The sequence below is a fragment of the Novosphingobium sp. genome, from assembly GCF_030696665.1.
GTDB lineage: Bacteria > Pseudomonadota > Alphaproteobacteria > Sphingomonadales > Sphingomonadaceae > Novosphingobium.
In genome coordinates this window covers 1-16,191 of sequence record NZ_JAUYRV010000049.1, presented here as the reverse complement: position 1 = coordinate 16,191, position 16,191 = coordinate 1, and the positions used below count along the sequence as shown (strand labels likewise).

Annotated in this window: 17 protein-coding genes; 9 read left to right on the top strand and 8 right to left on the bottom strand. The window is 61.3% G+C overall.

Translation table 11 applies throughout. The features are described from left to right. The first annotated feature begins 4 nt into the window (after nt 1–4). From Q8R81_RS15785 to Q8R81_RS15775, 3 genes are all read left to right on the top strand, one after another. Entirely contained in the window at nt 5–466 is a 462-nt protein-coding gene (locus Q8R81_RS15785; RefSeq protein ID WP_305619480.1) for a DUF2793 domain-containing protein, read from the top strand. Between the two features lie 189 nt (nt 467–655). Further along, complete coding sequence (locus Q8R81_RS15780; RefSeq protein WP_305619479.1) at nt 656–1,738, top strand: OmpA family protein; 1,083 nt, start codon at nt 656–658, stop codon at nt 1,736–1,738. 94 nt (nt 1,739–1,832) lie between these two features. Continuing rightward, nucleotides 1,833–2,372 (top strand): superoxide dismutase family protein, encoded by a 540-nt coding sequence (locus tag Q8R81_RS15775; protein WP_305619478.1) that lies wholly within the window; start codon nt 1,833–1,835, stop codon nt 2,370–2,372. Nucleotides 2,373–2,382: 10 nt separating this feature from the next. On the opposite strand, the gene Q8R81_RS15770 is transcribed toward Q8R81_RS15775, so the two are convergent. From Q8R81_RS15770 to Q8R81_RS15740, 7 genes are all read right to left on the bottom strand, one after another. Next, a complete protein-coding gene (locus tag Q8R81_RS15770; protein ID WP_305619477.1) occupies nt 2,383–3,981 on the bottom strand; it encodes an MFS transporter in 1,599 nt (532 codons plus the stop codon). Next, nucleotides 3,950–4,654 carry a 7-cyano-7-deazaguanine synthase QueC gene (gene queC / locus Q8R81_RS15765; RefSeq protein WP_305619496.1) on the bottom strand — a complete coding sequence of 235 codons (705 nt, stop codon included), beginning with the start codon at nt 4,652–4,654 and terminating at the stop codon, nt 3,950–3,952. Before queC ends, Q8R81_RS15770 begins: the two co-directional genes overlap by 32 nt. A gap of 78 nt (nt 4,655–4,732) precedes the next feature. Then, a complete protein-coding gene (locus Q8R81_RS15760; RefSeq protein ID WP_305619476.1) occupies nt 4,733–5,158 on the bottom strand; it encodes a hypothetical protein in 426 nt (141 codons plus the stop codon). 146 nt (nt 5,159–5,304) lie between these two features. Next, entirely contained in the window at nt 5,305–6,222 is a 918-nt protein-coding gene (locus Q8R81_RS15755) for an Hsp33 family molecular chaperone HslO (RefSeq protein WP_305619475.1), read from the bottom strand. Beyond that, complete coding sequence (argF, locus tag Q8R81_RS15750; RefSeq protein ID WP_305619474.1) at nt 6,222–7,148, bottom strand: ornithine carbamoyltransferase; 927 nt, start codon at nt 7,146–7,148, stop codon at nt 6,222–6,224. The genes Q8R81_RS15755 and argF overlap by 1 nt, the downstream gene beginning before the upstream one ends. Next, nucleotides 7,145–8,338: an aspartate aminotransferase family protein gene (locus Q8R81_RS15745; protein ID WP_305619473.1), complete on the bottom strand. Its 1,194-nt coding sequence runs from the start codon at nt 8,336–8,338 to the stop codon at nt 7,145–7,147. The genes argF and Q8R81_RS15745 overlap by 4 nt, the downstream gene beginning before the upstream one ends. A 172-nt stretch (nt 8,339–8,510) precedes the next feature. Then, entirely contained in the window at nt 8,511–9,341 is an 831-nt protein-coding gene (locus tag Q8R81_RS15740) for a cold-shock protein (protein ID WP_305619472.1), read from the bottom strand. A 314-nt stretch (nt 9,342–9,655) separates the two neighbouring features. On the opposite strand from Q8R81_RS15740, the gene Q8R81_RS15735 reads away from it, so the two are divergent. From Q8R81_RS15735 to Q8R81_RS15720, 4 genes are all read left to right on the top strand, one after another. Then, the gene (locus Q8R81_RS15735; RefSeq protein ID WP_305619471.1) at nt 9,656–10,090 is read left to right on the top strand and encodes a TIGR01244 family sulfur transferase; all 435 of its coding nucleotides are present in this window, start codon (nt 9,656–9,658) and stop codon (nt 10,088–10,090) included. A gap of 17 nt (nt 10,091–10,107) precedes the next feature. After that, on the top strand, nt 10,108–10,551 hold the full coding sequence (locus Q8R81_RS15730; protein WP_305619470.1) for a hypothetical protein: 444 nt from the start codon (nt 10,108–10,110) through the stop codon (nt 10,549–10,551). Continuing rightward, nucleotides 10,548–11,465 (top strand): sterol desaturase family protein, encoded by a 918-nt coding sequence (locus Q8R81_RS15725; RefSeq protein ID WP_305619469.1) that lies wholly within the window; start codon nt 10,548–10,550, stop codon nt 11,463–11,465. The genes Q8R81_RS15730 and Q8R81_RS15725 overlap by 4 nt, the downstream gene beginning before the upstream one ends. Before the next feature lie 126 nt (nt 11,466–11,591). After that, entirely contained in the window at nt 11,592–12,485 is an 894-nt protein-coding gene (locus Q8R81_RS15720; RefSeq protein WP_305619468.1) for an iron-containing redox enzyme family protein, read from the top strand. A 32-nt stretch (nt 12,486–12,517) separates the two neighbouring features. Here Q8R81_RS15720 and Q8R81_RS15715 read toward each other — a convergent pair whose 3' ends face one another. Then, on the bottom strand, nt 12,518–13,132 hold the full coding sequence (locus Q8R81_RS15715) for a TetR/AcrR family transcriptional regulator (RefSeq protein WP_305619467.1): 615 nt from the start codon (nt 13,130–13,132) through the stop codon (nt 12,518–12,520). Nucleotides 13,133–13,296: 164 nt separating this feature from the next. On the opposite strand from Q8R81_RS15715, the gene Q8R81_RS15710 reads away from it, so the two are divergent. After that, nucleotides 13,297–15,633: a TonB-dependent receptor gene (locus Q8R81_RS15710; protein WP_305619466.1), complete on the top strand. Its 2,337-nt coding sequence runs from the start codon at nt 13,297–13,299 to the stop codon at nt 15,631–15,633. A gap of 124 nt (nt 15,634–15,757) precedes the next feature. Next, nucleotides 15,758–16,054 (top strand): YkgJ family cysteine cluster protein, encoded by a 297-nt coding sequence (locus Q8R81_RS15705; protein ID WP_305619465.1) that lies wholly within the window; start codon nt 15,758–15,760, stop codon nt 16,052–16,054. The last annotated feature ends 137 nt before the right edge of the window (nt 16,055–16,191 follow it).

The window sequence follows — 16,191 nt, the reverse complement described above, 5'->3', positions numbered from 1 at the left end:
TACAATGGCAGACCCCGTAAGCTATTCCGCAGTGACTCCGCGCATCGGAATGCCGATGTTGTTCGCAGGCCAGTCGCAAAAGGAAACGACCGTCAACGAGGCACTGATTGCGCTCGACATGCTGCTTGGCGGCGGCGTGCAAGGTGTGCGCAGTGCCCCTCCCGCGGCCCCATCGGCCGGGCAAGTCTGGATTGTCGGCAATCTTGCGACAGGTGCATTTGCGGGACGTACAGACGCTCTTGCAGGATGGTCTGAAGGCGGATGGCGCTTTATCCAGCCGTCTCCCGGCATGCGTGTTCAGGACATGGAAGCGGGTGGGACACGGATATTCGCGAACGGATGGCAACTTGCCCAAACACCACCTTTACCGACTGGTGGCCCGGTGATTGACGCCGAAGCGCGTGGCACAATAGTCGCAATTATAGCCGCGTTGAAGGTTGCAGGAATTTTTTCGCAGTCCGTTTAGGAACTAAACTGTCCTCTTTGCATTCCACCGGGACATGAGGGCGCAATCAGACAAGCTTTGTATTTCACAATGGAGCAAATCCGTTGTTTTTGAGCAACAGTTGGTGTGTTTGTCTGCTTGCATGACCACTTTGGAACCGGTAGACAGCCTGCACGACGTGGCATGATGTCGCTTAAAGGGGAAACGATAATGCGGAAAATGGTCCTAGGCGTGGCCTTGGCCTCGACTGCCTTGGCATCGCCGGCATTTGCACGGGATGATTCTTGGTACGTAGAGCTTGATGCTGGCTCAATGATTCTCGAAGACGTTGAGAATCTTCGTGGGTCGAACCAGCAGGGTGTCTTGAACACCAAGACTGGTTTTGATGCTGGCGGTATTGTCGGTTATGACTTCGGTGGCTTCCGCCTTGAAAGCGAAGTCAGCTTCCGTCGTGCAGAAGAAGATTCTTACGACACTGGCACCCGGGTTGTTCCGGATGGCGGTCTCGGCGGTGGCGCTGAAGCTCTCAGCTTTATGGTCAACGGTTTGCTGGACTTTGGTCCGGATGATGGTCTGCAGGGCTTTGTCGGCGGTGGTGTTGGCGTAAGCCGCGCCAAGGTGGCCGTGATCTACAATGACACTCCGCGGAACATCGTTGATTCTGACACGGGCTTTGCATGGCAGGCTCTTGCCGGTATCCGCGCACCGCTCAGCGACAGCGTCGACATCGGCCTGAAGTATCGCTTCTTCAACCAGAACCACATTGATCTGGTGACGAATGCCGGTGCGAACGCCCGCACGAAGCTCCGTTCGCACTCGCTGCTGGGAACGCTGACGTTCAACTTCGGTGGAGCCGAGCCAGTGGAAGAAGCGGCACCGCCGCCTCCTCCGCCCCCGCCGCCCCCGCCGCCCCCGCCGCCCCCTCCTCCGCCGGCTCCGGTCTGCAACAAGGGTCCGTACATCGTGTTCTTCGACTGGGATAAGTCGGACATCACGCCTGAGGCTGCTACCATTCTCGACAACGCGGTCACTGCCTATGGCAGCTGCGCCAGCGTTCCGATCATGCTGGCAGGTTATGCTGACCGCTCGGGTACCGCGAAGTACAACCAGGGCCTTTCCGAACGTCGTAACGTTTCGGTCCGCTCGTACCTCGGTTCGCACGGTATCTCGGACAGCTCGATCACGACCCAAGCATTTGGCGAAAACAATCCGCGCGTTCCGACCGCAGATGGTGTTCGCGAACTGCAGAACCGTCGCGTGGAAATCACCTACGGTCCGGGTTCGGGCATGTAATTTTCGGCTTTGCCGGAATAAAGATCGAGGGGCCGGAGAAATCCGGCCCCTCTTTCGTTATGGTCTCCGAAGACTTTGTAAACGGAGACGACCCATGCTGCCCAAACTTGCGTCTATGGCCTTTGCCGCCCCGCTTCTACTGGCTGCTTGCGCCACTCCTGAGCCTAAAAGCTCCATTGAAAAATTCGCCCACACAGCCCTCATCGATGCCACTGGCAATACTGTGGGCGAGGCAACGCTCATCGCAAACGGTAGTGTGATTGAACTCGCGGCGGAAGTATTTGGCCTCTCGCCCGGCGAACATGGCATTCACGTCCACACTACTGGCAAGTGTGACGCGCCGACGTTCAGCACAGCAGGCGGCCACCTGAATCCCAACGCCCATAAGCATGGCACGATGAACCCTGCTGGCCCCCACATGGGCGACCTGCCCAATATTGTCGTCGGAGCGAATGGCACCGGCTCAATCCGCACCACCCTCGTCGGCGCATCGGAAGAGCTGCGCGCGGCGATGTTCGATGCTGACGGCAGTGCCGTGATTATCCACGCTGGGCCTGATGACTACAAAACTGACCCGGCAGGCAATAGCGGTGGCCGCATCGCGTGCGGTGTGGTCACCATCATGAAATCCTGACGTCAGACGATCAGATAGGTTCACCGGCAGTGCGGGCGCGGCTTTCAAGGCTGGACTGCGCTGCCGGTACAAGCTTGATCGCAGCCAACAGCAGAGCAAGGCCGATCGGCACCGTCACAAGAGTCGAAAGCACCCCTGTTGAGAGATCGTCGTCACTCGACGCTGAAACGTACCCCGCCATGAACGGTCCAAGCGCGAGCCCGACCAGGGTCGTCGCCAGGAAGAATGTGGCAGTCGCAGTGCCTCTCATCCGAGGCAAGACCAGCAACTGGCTGGTTGCCGCCGCCCCGCCCAATGCGCTGCTCGACATGATATGCGCAATGAACGAATAGATGACGAAGGCCGTGAACGAATCGGTAGTGTACGCGCCAATGAGAGGTGCAATCGGAGCAAGTAGTCCGAACAGGGTTACATACAACCTGCCAGCTGGCCCGCGCGTATAAAGCGCGTCGGCTACTCTGCCGCCAATGATGACGCCGAGAAACCCGGCAAGCGCGCCAGTCCCGCCAATCGTGAACCCCAAATCCGCCTTTGCGATGCCGAACACACGTTCGGCATATGGCGCCCCCCAATAGGATGAGGCGTAGGAAACAAACGCCACCATTCCGTATCCCAACGTCGTGCACAAAAACGCCGGCGTCCCCCAAATGAGGCGGAAGGTTGGTAAATCTTGCGACTTGAGTGCCGATGCCCAACTGTAGACGGCATAGACGCCGACCCCCAGAAACACCCACTGCTGGAGCGTTGAGCGCCCAAGCAGCAGGGAGAGGCCATAAGCAATCAGCGCAATGGCAGACGCGAACAGCAGGTTCAGTGCCAGCGCACCCGGCCCGCGTTTTGCCGCACCGATCAGAGTGAGCGGCGGAATTACATTTAGCAGTTCTGCAGCAAAGCCTTTGAACGGCTGCGGCGATCCGTATGTGGGCTTGCCATCAATCGCTCCTCTCAGCGGCTCGCGAATGGTCATCACCCACAAAGCAAGCAAAACCCCGGGCAGCCCAACGGCCATAAACGCAGCCTGCCACCCTACCAGTCCCAACGGACCGCCTTGCGGGTAGGCCGCATTCCAAGCCTCTAGAATGTACCCGCCCATAAACAGCGATAGTCCTCCGCCGAGGAACAAACCCGACGAATATATGGCCAGCGCCGTCGCCCGCAGTCGTTGCGGAAAGTAATCCGAGATCAGCGAATAGGCTGCAGGACTGGCCGTGGCCTCGCCCACGCCCACCCCGATACGGGCAACGGTCAATTGCGCGCCGGTTTTTGAAAGGCCCGACACGGCAGTCATGACTGACCACACCGCCAAGCCAATGCTCATCAGCCGCACACGATGCCAGCTATCGGCTAACCGCCCCAGCGGAATCCCGAAAAGCGAGTAGAACACAGCAAATGCGGTGCCATAGAGAAAGCCGAGATCAGCATCCGTCAGCGAGAGGTCTCGCTTGATATCGTTGGCCAAAATCGAGAGGATCTGCCGGTCAACGAAATTCAGGATATAGACGAGCACAAGAATGCCCAGCACATACCAACTGTAAGCAGAGACGTCTTGAGGCGACTGCTCGGCCTGTGTGGTGCCGCTACTCTCTGCTGCCGTACTGGGTTCCGTCATTAAGACCTGCCTCTTCAAACCCTGCGCGCCGCAAGCGACAGCTGTCGCAAACACCGCAGGCTCTCCCATCCGGAAGGGGATCGTAGCAGGACCAGCTTTGGCCTGCATCAAGCCCCAGTCGCGCTGATTCCTGCGCGATCTCTGATTTTTTTAAATGTTGCAGAGGCGCATGGACGGTGACCGTGCCCCCCTCACTCCCGAACTTGGTCGCCACTCGCGCGAGGTTCTGAAAACCATCTACGAATTCTGGACGGCAATCCGGGTACCCTGAGTAATCGAGCGCGTTGACGCCGATGAACAGGTCTTTGGAGCCGGTCGCCTCCCCCCACGCCAGCGCGAGTGAGAGAAATACGAGATTGCGCGCCGGGACATAGGTTACGGGGATATCATCCCCCACCCCATCCTTTGGCACGGCGATATCGTCGGTCAGCGCAGAGCCGCCGAACTGGCGCAGATCGAGCGGCAGTATCACATGCCGTTCCACACCCAGACGTCCGGCAATCGTCCGTGCGGCATCTAACTCCACCCGGTGGCGCTGGTTGTAATCGATGGTCAGTGCGAGCACTCTAAAGCCCTGCTCCTGCGCCAAGGCGGCACAAACCATAGAATCCAGCCCTCCCGAAAGCAGGACAACGGCGAGCGGCTTTTCAACAGATGCGGAACTTTCGACCATTGCCAATGGGCTAGCCGCGCCGCCGCAGCGATGCAATGGTCTCGCGTGTAACTTTATACAGCAGCGATCAAAAGGGGGTCAGCGGCATGGCCCGGTGCGGCGTGCTTCCGCCACAAAATTGAACGGCAAGCCGTTGTCGATGCCTTGTGTTTCCAGCCGCGCAAGGCGCGGATTTTCGAAGCGGACGCTGGTGTGGCCATAGCCGTTGGTGGGGCAAGTGTAGTGAACCGTGACCATTTCTGCCGTGTCATCGACGACGAACCGGCGGCAGGCTTCGCGCTGATGACGAATCTGGATCAATTTGCGGCCATTATCGACGCAAATTTTAAAGGTACTCCCGTCGTCACGGGCACGCACTTCCCACTGTCCTGCTTCAAGTCGGTCAAGCATGGCCAGCGCAGGCCCCTGTGCCACGCCGGAGCTGGCAACGAAGCCTGAAACGGCTGCGCCGAGGAAAGCGATATTTCGCGCGACGCGAGGATGATGGCGAATAAGGTTCGACATGGCTCTATCTTGCACCTTGGATCGTCGCGAAGATGTCGCGTGATCATTGTGTCTGATTGATAACATTGCCGCCACAACGATGAAACGCCTCCAGAGCGCGTCAACCGGTGAAATTTGCTGTCATCTTTACGACAGCACACCCGCTGTCAGGGCAAATCAATCGCGAACACTTTTGAGCAGAACGCACAGTCGACCATGATCAGCCCGTCATCGTCCTTCATATCTTCGCGCTCTGTTGCCGCAAATCGCGAAAGAACATCGCGATAGTGCTCGATCGTGCAGCGGCAGCCACGGGTTAGCGTTTGCCCCGGTTCGACGCGAATCTCGCGTTCCTCGTGAAACAGGCGCCAAACCACGCTTTCCAGATCCAGCGCCTGATCGACCAGTTCTTCAGCCTTCACAGACCCGCCCAGAATCGCCACATGCTCCCACTCAGGGTGGTCGAGTTGCACGTGCAGCCGCCCGCGGCCCTCCTCGCCTTCGGGCAAATGCTGTAGCAGCATACCCCCGGCGATACAGCCAGATGGCGTGCTCTGCACCGCTACCCGGATCACCGTCGGCACCTGTTCCGACTGGAAGAAATAGCTCTCGCACGCCTCCGCCAGTGAAGTTCCCTCAAGGGGGACAACGCCTTGATAGCGCTGACCGCTGGTCGCCAGATCAAAGGTGATCGCCAGATAGCCCTCACCAAACAGCGCAAAAAGTGATGGCGTTGGCCCGAGTTCGTCCAGTCGCGCCCGGTCGTGCCGGATATGGCCGCGCACTTCGCCATTGCGGTAATCGCACACCAGCAGGTCGATCACGCCATCCTGCGTCTGCGCCTGCAATGTCAACTGGCTGTCTTGATCTTTGAGCAGGGCGCCGAGCAGCGCCGTTAGCGTCAGCGCCTCGGCCAGCAAATGGCGGATCGGCGCGGGATAGGCGTGAGCGGACAGGATCGTATCGAGCACAGGCCCCATCCTCACGATGCGCCCGCGCGCATTGCGGTCTGGCAAGGTGAAATGCATCACCTTGTCGAATCCTGTAGACGGCTGGACCGGTTCGCTCACGCCTTCGTCTTTCATCAAAGCTGGCCAAACACCCACCGCAGCACCGACTTCTGCGCATGGATGCGGTTCTCGGCCTCGTCCCACACGACTGAACACGGCCCGTCGATCACAGCATCGGTCACTTCCTCGCCGCGATGGGCTGGTAGGCAGTGCAGGAACAGCGCGTCGGCCTTGGCGTGCGCCATCAGCGCCTGGTTCACCTGATATGGCTCCATCGCTGCCAGCTTAGCCTCGGCGTGGGCCTGTCCCATCGATATCCACGTGTCGGTCACCACGACATCCGCGCCGCGCGCCGCTTCAGCCGCATCACGCACCACGTGCACGTTGGCTCCCCCCAGTTTCGCAGCCTCGATAAACGCCGCGTCGCTTTCGTACCCCTCGGGAACGCCGATGCGCACGTTGAACTTCATCAGCCCGGCGGCCTCGACAATCGAGTTCAGCACGTTGTTGCCATCGCCCAGCCACGCCACTTCAAGGCCGGGAAGCGCCTTGCCATGTTCGATCACGGTCAGCAGGTCCGCCATGATCTGGCAGGGGTGTGACAGGTCGGTCAGGCCATTGATCACCGGTACCGAGGCATAGCGCGCCAACTCCTCGACCTTGGCGTGGTCATCAGTGCGCAGCATGATCGCATCTGCCATGCGGCTGAGCACGCGCGCGGTATCGGCGATCGTTTCGCCCCGGCCAAGCTGCGTCGTCCCCGCATCAAGGATTACCGCCGATCCGCCCAGCTGGCGCATTGCCACATCGAACGACACGCGCGTGCGCGTGGAGTTCTTCTCGAACACCATCGCCAGCACGTGGCCCGCCAGCGGCGCATCAGCGTCGGCCTTGCCTTTTGGCAAACCCTTGCGCGCAGCCTTGCGATCAATCGCATCGTTCAACATGGCGGCAACAGCATTGCCGCCCGCATCGGTGAGGTTGAGGAAATGTCTGGTCATGATGCAACCGCCTCCGGTTGATAGCTGGCAGCAGCTGCCGAGAGCCGCTCCATGAATTCGTCGATGTGGCTGTCGTCAATCACCAGCGGCGGGATCACACGCACGGTATTGTCCCCGGCAGAAACCGTGAGCAGCTGATGGTTGTCGCGCATGTGGGCCACGAAAGGACGCGGCTCCACTTTCATCATCAGGCCAAGCATCAACCCGCGCCCGCGCACGCCTTTGAACAGGTCAGGGTAGTTTCCGATGAACTGCTCCATCCGGCCACGCAACCGCTCACCCTTGGCACGGACTTCGCTGAGGAATTCCGCGTTTGCCACCACATCCAGCACAGCCTCGCCCGCCGCCATCGCCAGCGGATTGCCGCCATAGGTGCTGCCGTGCGTGCCTACGACCATACCGCGCGCCGCCTTTTCCGTGGCAAGACACGCGCCCATCGGGAAGCCGCCGCCAATGCCCTTGGCCGTGGCCATCACGTCAGGCTCCACGCCGTACTGTTCATAGGCATAGAGCGTTCCGGTCCGTGCCACGCCGCACTGCACCTCGTCAAAGATCAGCAGCAGATCATGTTCATCACACAGCGCGCGAAGGCCCCTGATGAACTCGTCGGATGCATCGCGGATGCCGCCTTCGCCCTGAATTGGCTCGACAAGGAAACCGGCGGTGTTTGGCCCCATCGCCGCCTTCGCGCCCTCCAGATCGTCGAAATCGACATACTTGAAGCCTTCCAGCAGCGGCAGGAAGCCCTTGTGCATCTTCTCCTGATTGGACGCGCTGATGGTGGCCATTGTGCGGCCATGAAAAGCGTTCTTGAAGGTGATCAGTTCGTACTTGTGGTCGTTGCCCACCGCCGAATGATAGGCACGCGCGGTCTTCATCGCGCATTCCACCGCCTCAGCACCGGAATTGGTGAAGAACACCGTATCGGCAAAAGTCAGATCAACCAGACGCTGCGCCAGATGCTCACCCTGCGGGCTGCCGTAAAGATTCGACACATGCATGAGCGTGGCCGCCTGGCGCTGGATCGCCCCGACCAGATGTTCGTGCGAATGGCCCAGGATGTTCACCGCGATCCCGCTGGCAAAATCGAGATAGCGTGCGCCATCCTCGGCAATCAGGTGGCAGTTTTCGCCTCGCACCGGACGCACGCCGCACCGGGGGTACACGGGCATCAACGGGGTGATCGACATAGTGCTCTCCTGTTCAGTCGCGAAAATGTCCGGGTAGCAGGAAGGTTGCGCCATGCCCGGATGGAATAGGGGGAATCGCAAACGACAAATGGCGGCCCCAAAAGGACCGCCATCTGTGCGCGTATGTATTTGCAGGCTGCCAGTCAGACTACTGGAAGCGTTGCAATCGGGATCAACCCTGAATCGGCACCAGGTTGACCGCCGAGTGCTTGCCTCGTCGGTCGACTTCGAGGTCGAATTCGAGCTTGTCGCCTTCGTTCAGTTCCCGCAAGCCCGAACGCTCTACCGCGCTGATGTGCACGAATGCGTCCGGCTGGCCGTCATCACGCGTGATAAAGCCGAAGCCCTTCATCGCGTTGAAGAACTTGACCGTGCCAGTGGCCTTTTCGCCCGTCAGCTCGCGCTGCGGTGCGGTCGGCTTGGCTGCAACGGGGATCACGTCGCCCACGACCTGAAGGTCGGCTGCCGAGATCTTGCCGCCGCGATCAACGAGGTTGAATTCGAGCGTCTGCCCTTCGGCAAGGCCTTCGAGACCGGCGCGTTCGACTGCACTGATGTGGACGAACACGTCCTCACCACCGTCTTCGCGCGAGATGAAGCCGAAGCCCTTCTGGCCGTTGAAGAACTTGACGACACCCTTGCCAGTGCCGACGACTTGTGCGGGCATGCCGCCACCAGCGCCGCCGCCACCGCCGCGTGAGCCGCCGAAGCCGCCACCACCGCCGCTGCGTCCACCGCTGAAGCCGCCGCCACCACCGCCGCCGCCAAAGCCGCCACGATCACCGCCGCCGAAGCCGCCACGATCACCACCGCCAAAGCCGCCGCCGCGATTGCCGCCGCCAAAGCCGCCGCGATCACCGCCACCAAAGCCGCCACGGTCACCAAAACCGCCGCCGCTAAAGCCGCCGCCACCACCGCCGCCGTAGGGATCGAAGCCGCCCTCGTCGCCAAAACCGTCGCGCTTGTCTCTGCCGCGACCGCGCCGCCCTCTGTCAAAACCCATAGAAATCAATAGACCTTCAATCCGCCCCAACCTTCACGGCACCGCAAGCCGGACGCGGGAGCCGGCGGTGCGACGAGGGAATCGATGGGCGACCTACCGGCCGACACCCTTCCTCTGCGGGCAAGACTATAGAGCAAAAATGAAGGACCGCTAACGGAATCGTCAAATGCCGCGCATTTCGTCCCGAAAACTGTGGCTTTCATGCCAATTTGCCCACCCCGCTCAGCCCATTTTCTATCAACAGCGGCAGTCTTGCCCAGAAGCGGCGCTTTGGGCACAAGCGTGTCGGCCACGAGCGATAGGGAAAATGCGCAATGTTTCGCAAGATTGACGACAAAACATATGCCAGCCCGCAGATCGGCGTTGCGGAAGTCGCCTATGCCAAAGCGCTGGGCATTGGCCTCATCGTCAACAACCGCCCAGAAGACGAATCCGATGATCAGACACCGGGCGCCCAGATCGAAGCCGCAGCGCGCGAGGCCGGGCTAGCCTATGTCGCCATCCCGGTCAGCCATGCCGGATTCTCGATGCCGCAGGTCGAGGCCATGCAGCAGGCGCTCGCACAGGCAGGTGACACCCCGGTCCTTGCCTATTGCCGTTCGGGCACTCGCTCCACCCTGCTGTGGGCGTTGGCACAGGCGCGATACGGCGTGAACCCGGATGATATCGCCGCCAAGGCCGCCGATGCCGGCTACGATATCGGCCCCATCCGCGCCACAGTCGATATGCTTGCTGCGCAGGCAGGATAATCCGGCCGCACAGGATCATGAACGTTTTCGAACAGTTTCTCACCCTTCCCGGCGCGGGGCTGGCTCTTCAGGCGCTCGCTTCGCTGGGGGCAATCCTTGCTCTGGCTTGGCTGGCGCGAAAGCTGCAACTGGGCGGTGATCCGCGCATTCAGGGCGAAGAGCACGCGCATGCCCTCGCCGATGAAGCCATCTGCGGATTCGATGCAAAGGCCGTCGCCGTCGATCGCGCAGGCATTGGTGCAATCGCACGCGACGCCGCGGGCCGCATCCTGCTGATTCGCCAGCACGGCAGCCATTTTGCCGCGCGCGAACTGGTCAGCCTTGCAGGCGTGAGGCTCGACGGGCGCTTCCTCACCTTGTCCACCGACGACCGGGGCTTCGGCACGATCACACTGGACCTTGGCGAACAGGCGCAAGTCTGGGCTGCCAGCCTGCGCCGATTGGGAGCGTCGATGCCATGAGTTCCAGCGACATCGCGGCCTTGGACATCGTCACTTACGCCATCCCTGCCTTCGTCCTGCTGGTGATCGCCGAGATGATCTGGGCCACCCGCCGCGCGCCCGAAAAGTATGAACCGCGCGATACTCTCACCAGCCTCGCGCTTGGCCTTGGCAGCACAATTGCGGGCGCACTCTCCGCCGGGATCGTGCTGGCTGCTGCCATGTGGCTCTACGAACACCGCGTGTTCACCATGCCCAACGTGTGGTGGGCATGGATCGCATGTTTCGTGCTCGATGATCTCAACTACTACTGGTTCCACCGCACCGGCCACCGCGTGCGCTGGTTCTGGGCGAGCCATGTGAACCACCACACCAGCCAGCACTACAACCTGTCCACCGCGCTGCGGCAGACCTGGACCGGCTTCTTGGCCCTGTCCTTCATCTTCCGCATCTGGCCCGCATTCCTCGGCTTCCACCCACTGATGATCTTGACGGTGGGCGGCGCGAACCTCGTCTACCAGTTCTGGATTCACACCGAGGCGGTCGGCCGCATGCCACGCTGGTTCGAAGCCGTGTTCAACACCCCGTCGCACCACCGCGTCCACCACGCCACCAACGCACTCTATCTGGATCGTAACTACGCCGGAGCGCTGATCGTCTGGGACCGCCTGTTCGGGACCTTCCAGCGGGAGCGAGATGACCTCCCCATCCGCTACGGCATCGTCAAGCAACTCGGCAGCTTCAACCTGCTCCACGCCGTGTTCCACGAGTGGCGCGGCATGGTGGCCGACATCTGGCGCGCGCCGTGGCGGCACAAACTGTCCTACCTGCTGCGCCCGCCCGGCTGGAGCCACGACGGCAGCCGTGAAGGTTCGGACGCTATCCGCGCGCGATGGCTGGAAAAACACGCGGTAACGAATCAAGTATCTGAATAGTCAGATGAATTCAGATCGTCGCTAAAGACTCCCAGCTCGGCGCACACCGTTCAGCAAGACCCCACTTGTCGGAACACGCACGGAACATGGCCCGGAACTCTGTCGCGCCCGCGCCGTTGTTCCTTCATGCAGACAATTCAGCGCCTTCGCCCCCAAACTCAAAACCGCTTTTGCAATGGAAGCTTCCAGCAGGCCCTTGCGCACTGGAACCGGCAGCGGCTGGCCCCGGAATTTCCATCCCATGATTGGGCGGGCTATTTCGAACACGAAGCGCGAATGCGCATGTTGGAGGCAAGCTTCCTAGAAGAACTGCGCGAAGAAGTGCGCGAAGAGGCTGCCGAGGCCCCGCGCGATGCCGACGCGTTCGTCATTTGGTTCGAGAATCTCAAGCTAACCGGACCCGGTCAGGGCGATGCGCTTTTTCCGTGGCTGGCGCAGGAGGCAGACATCGGCCAGATGCGCTGGTTCTTTGAACAGGAAGCTGCCGGGGAAGCAGGCTTCGACGATCTCGTCGCTCTTACCCAAATCAAGTTGCCCGAAGCACCAAAGCTGGAACTCGCCCGCAATTATTGGGACGAGATGGGCCGTGGCAACCCACGCGGTATGCATGGCCCGATGCTGTCCGCCCTTGCCGATACGCTCGGCGTTGCGCCTGCCATCGAAACCACCGTTTGGGAAAGCCTCGCGCTGGCCAACGCCATGACGGCGATGGCCACCAATCGCGGCTTCGCTTGGCATTCGGTGGGCGCGCTGGGTGTGATCGAACTGACCGCCCCCGCCCGCTCTGCCCTTGTCGCCAAAGGCTTGCGCCGCATCGGCCTTAGCGAACGGGAACGCCGCTATTTCGATCTCCACGCCGTGCTTGACGTGAAGCACAGCGAGGACTGGAATCGCGAGGCGCTCATACCGCTCGTGCGCGAAGATCCTGCTCGCGCCACTGCGATGGCTGAAGGGGCGTTGATGCGCCTGACCTGCGGCAAGCGCTGCTTTGACCGGTATCGCGCAAACCTTTGGCCATAGGATTCCACTAGCACATCCACGCAATGGCCCGATCAGGTGCGCTTGATCAGACCCTCCCCCAGCAAATCCGCCGCCACGTCGGCAATCTCTTCCACGGGCCGCGCATCATCCCACACACCGAAGCGCAGGCCGAGGAAAACGTTCATGCCCATGATCGCCCAAGCGCGAACTTCGTGCTGGCCGTCGCGCACGGTTCCGGCCGCCACCCCTTCGGCCAGACGTGCGGCGATGCGCGTGGCGGTGCCTTCGTAGTGGGAGCGATAGCTGGCCGCGTCGGCGAATTCGGCTTCGTCGATGATGCGGTAGATTTCCTTGTGCTCACGCGCGAAGTGCAGGAATCCGGTCAGCGCCTCGCGCTCCCGCTGCAGTCCGGTTGAGCCTTCGCTTACAGCCCCTGCCGCAGCGATGGCCACGCGGGCGGACATATCGCGCACCAGTGCGGTGAAGATCGCATCCTTCGAATCGAAGTAGGTGTAGAAACTGCCCAGCGCCGTGCCCGCCCGCCGCGTGATGCCGCTGATCGATGCTTCGTGAAAGCCGCGCTCCCCGAATTCCGCCGCTGCTGCATCCAGCAGGCGCCGCAGCGTTTCACGCCCGCGCGCCGTGCGCGGCACTTTGCCCGGACTGGCAGCGCTGGTTTCCGCCATGAAACTCTCCCTGCGGCAACCACCGTCCCCATCTGCGTGTTGCCGTTTCGCCACGATGGGTAACCGCAAAAGGCCAACCTCACAATACGAAGTTGAAAGGTGGTTCAACTTTCAATATTGAGTCCTCATGCGGACGGAGCAGTCCGCGAGAGGGAGCCTGAAAGATGACCCGAATTTCCACGCGCGCCGCCTTGGCCGCAACTGCTGCGCTGTTTGCGCTGCCCGCCGCACCTGCCTTTGCGCAGGAAACGCCCGCCGTTGAAGACGCATCGGATGTCGCCACCGGCGAAATCCTCGTCATCGCCCGCCGCCGCGAAGAGCGCCTGCTCGATGTGCCGATCTCCATGTCCGCGCTCAGCACCGAAGCGCTGGACAAGGCCGGAGCCAAGGATCTTTCGGGCATTCAGGGTGCCATCCCCAACGTCAACATCGTGCAGGGCCGTGGCTCTGCCAGCAGCGCCAACTTCTTCATCCGCGGCATTGGCCAGCCCGACGCACTGCAAACCTTCGATCCCGCTGTCGGCGTCTATGTCGATGGCGTCTACCTCAGCCGCATCCAGGGCGCGCTGCTCAACCTGTTCGATGTGGCCCGCGTCGAAGTGCTGCGCGGCCCGCAAGGCACGCTCTATGGCAAGAACACCATCGGTGGCGCGGTCAACGTCGTGTCAAAGAAGCCTGACCTGAACACGCTGCGCGGCGAAGGCGCGATCACCTATGGCCGCTTCAATGAAGTGACCGCCAAAGGCTATGTCTCGGCCCCACTCGTAGCCGACAAGCTCGCGCTCTCGGTCGCCGGTGTCTATGATGATCGCGACGGCATCGTCACCGATCCGCGCAATGGCGACAAGTACAACGACCGCAACAACCTGTCGGGCCGCGCCATCCTGCGCGCACAGCCCACCGAAACGGTCGAAGTCCTGATCGCGGGCGATTACACCCGCCAGCGCAACGCCCTCACGCTCGGCCAGAACACCGCGCCGCTGGTGGGCTTCAACTACAACGCCACGTTTACCGCGCTCACGCCCTTCACCATCGCACCCGCTGCGGCTGGCGAATGGGACTACAAGGCCTCGACCAGCTTCAACAACAACGAAGGCCAGCGGCTCGATCACTGGGGCGTTGCCGGCACCATCAACGTCGATCTGTCCGACGCGCTGCAACTGTCCTCGATCACCGCCTATCGCAAGCTGAAGACCGACTTCTTCGTCGATATCGATGGCACGACTGCGGAAGTGGGCGACGTTTTCGTCGGCACGCGGCAGGACCAGTTCAGCCAGGAACTGCAGCTCAAGCTTGATGCCGACAAGTTGAAGGGCGTGCTCGGCCTCTATTACCTGAACGAGCATGTCACCTCGCATCAGGAAGCCTATGCAGACAGCTATCTGCGCTACGTGGGCACCCCGCTCAACTTCCTGCGCACGATCGATGACGAGCAGGACACCAAGTCCTACGCCGCTTTCGGCCAGCTGACCTATGATTTCACCGATGCGCTCTCGCTCACCGCGGGCCTGCGCTACACGCGTGAGACCAAGGAATACTTCCGCACCACCACGGCCACCACGTCCAGCCCGGTGTTCCCGGCCATCGTGATCCGCAGCACCTTCACTTTCCCCAACAACCTGCCCGCCCCGTTCAACACGGCAGACAGCGTAACCTATGAAGCGTGGACCCCATCGGCGACGCTGGCCTACAAGCCTTCGCAGAACACGATGGTCTATGCCTCGGCCAGCCGTGGCTTCAAATCCGGCGGGTTCAATGGCCGCGTCAACGGCATCGGCGATGTTACGCAAGTGGTGAACGGCGCCACGGTGATCGTCCCCACGTTCGAACCCGAAACCGTGTGGACCTATGAAGTCGGCGCAAAGGGTTCGTTCCTCGATGGCCGCGTCAACATTTCGGGCGCTGCGTTCTATTCGGATTACGAGAACTTCCAGGCCCGCGTTGGCGGTGGCAACACCGGCATCACCGGCGGTAGCTTCCCCGTTCTCAACGCCGGCAAGCTGCGCATTCAGGGCTTCGAATTCGACGTGAACGTGCGCCCCGCCACGCCGGTCACGCTGTTCGCCTCGGTCGGTTACCTCGATGCCGATTACAAGGAGTTCAACGACGGTCGCCGCGCCCCTGCCTTCAGCTGCAACCCCACCGGCACCGCCATCACCTGCCGCCCGGCCTTCGCCCCGCCGCTCACCCTGCGCGTCGGCGGTGAATACCGCATTCCGCTGGGCGAAGCTTCGCTCAGCCTCGGCGGCGATGCGCGCTTTGTCGACAAGCACTTCCTCTCGGTCGACAACCGCCCCGGCCTGACGGAAGACGGCTACTGGCTGGCCAGCCTTTATGCACAGGTAGACTTCGACAAGTTCTACTTGCGCGGTGCAGTGCGCAACGTGGGCAACACGCTCTACAAGACCGATGGGCAGGAATTCAGCTCGGTCGGCAACATCCAGACCGCCTATTACGGCGACCCCCGCACGTGGAACGTCACCTTGGGCGTGCGCTTCTGATCTAACGCCTATTGAAAAGCAAAAGCCCCGGTCCGCAAAGGCCGGGGCTTTTTCTTTGCATGTTAGGTCCGTATTGGCGAGAACTTCACTGTCTTAAAGTGATACATTCCGCTTTACCGCAGTAATGGAGATTTCGTTCGACTGTACCCAATGCGGCCGCTGCTGCCATGACTTGCGGCTGACGCTTTCGGTCGATGAAGCGCGCACATGGGCGGCGAACGGCCATCAGGTGGATCTTCTGGCCGAAGGCTGGGCCTGGCCCGAAGATGCCGACGAAACCGACCCCGCAATCCAGTGGCGCATGGCCACCACCGTCCCCACGATGGTCGGAGACGTGCCGTTCCGCATCAACCTGCGCCTCGTCGCCCGGCACGAAGGCCCCTGCCCCCACCTCCTGCCAGACATGCGCTGCGGCAACTAGTCACCCGTGAAGAACGCTGAAGCCGGCAGGAATGCGTGGGTTTTGGCGGATTTGAAGTAATCGTATTTGCAAGGTTTCGAGCGAATTCGGGGAAAAAGCTTGCGATTTTGCACGCCCGCGCACGTAGGGGCTTCCTC

Bases quoted from the DNA above. Each gene is read 5' to 3' on its own strand.
- Q8R81_RS15705 (WP_305619465.1), top strand. From the start codon at position 15,758: ATGGAGATTTCGTTCGACTGTACCCAATGCGGCCGCTGCTGCCATGAC.
- Q8R81_RS15760 (WP_305619476.1), bottom strand. From the start codon at position 5,158: ATGTCGAACCTTATTCGCCATCATCCTCGCGTCGCGCGAAATATCGCT.
- Q8R81_RS15770 (WP_305619477.1), bottom strand. From the start codon at position 3,981: ATGACGGAACCCAGTACGGCAGCAGAGAGTAGCGGCACCACACAGGCC.
- Q8R81_RS15725 (WP_305619469.1), top strand. From the start codon at position 10,548: ATGAGTTCCAGCGACATCGCGGCCTTGGACATCGTCACTTACGCCATC.
- Q8R81_RS15780 (WP_305619479.1), top strand. From the start codon at position 656: ATGCGGAAAATGGTCCTAGGCGTGGCCTTGGCCTCGACTGCCTTGGCA.
- Q8R81_RS15715 (WP_305619467.1), bottom strand. From the start codon at position 13,132: ATGGCGGAAACCAGCGCTGCCAGTCCGGGCAAAGTGCCGCGCACGGCG.
- argF (WP_305619474.1), bottom strand. From the start codon at position 7,148: ATGACCAGACATTTCCTCAACCTCACCGATGCGGGCGGCAATGCTGTT.
- Q8R81_RS15740 (WP_305619472.1), bottom strand. From the start codon at position 9,341: ATGGGTTTTGACAGAGGGCGGCGCGGTCGCGGCAGAGACAAGCGCGAC.
- Q8R81_RS15775 (WP_305619478.1), top strand. From the start codon at position 1,833: ATGCTGCCCAAACTTGCGTCTATGGCCTTTGCCGCCCCGCTTCTACTG.
- Q8R81_RS15745 (WP_305619473.1), bottom strand. From the start codon at position 8,338: ATGTCGATCACCCCGTTGATGCCCGTGTACCCCCGGTGCGGCGTGCGT.
- queC (WP_305619496.1), bottom strand. From the start codon at position 4,654: ATGGTCGAAAGTTCCGCATCTGTTGAAAAGCCGCTCGCCGTTGTCCTG.
- Q8R81_RS15755 (WP_305619475.1), bottom strand. From the start codon at position 6,222: ATGAAAGACGAAGGCGTGAGCGAACCGGTCCAGCCGTCTACAGGATTC.
- Q8R81_RS15735 (WP_305619471.1), top strand. From the start codon at position 9,656: ATGTTTCGCAAGATTGACGACAAAACATATGCCAGCCCGCAGATCGGC.
- Q8R81_RS15720 (WP_305619468.1), top strand. From the start codon at position 11,592: ATGCAGACAATTCAGCGCCTTCGCCCCCAAACTCAAAACCGCTTTTGC.
- Q8R81_RS15730 (WP_305619470.1), top strand. From the start codon at position 10,108: ATGAACGTTTTCGAACAGTTTCTCACCCTTCCCGGCGCGGGGCTGGCT.
- Q8R81_RS15785 (WP_305619480.1), top strand. From the start codon at position 5: ATGGCAGACCCCGTAAGCTATTCCGCAGTGACTCCGCGCATCGGAATG.
- Q8R81_RS15710 (WP_305619466.1), top strand. From the start codon at position 13,297: ATGACCCGAATTTCCACGCGCGCCGCCTTGGCCGCAACTGCTGCGCTG.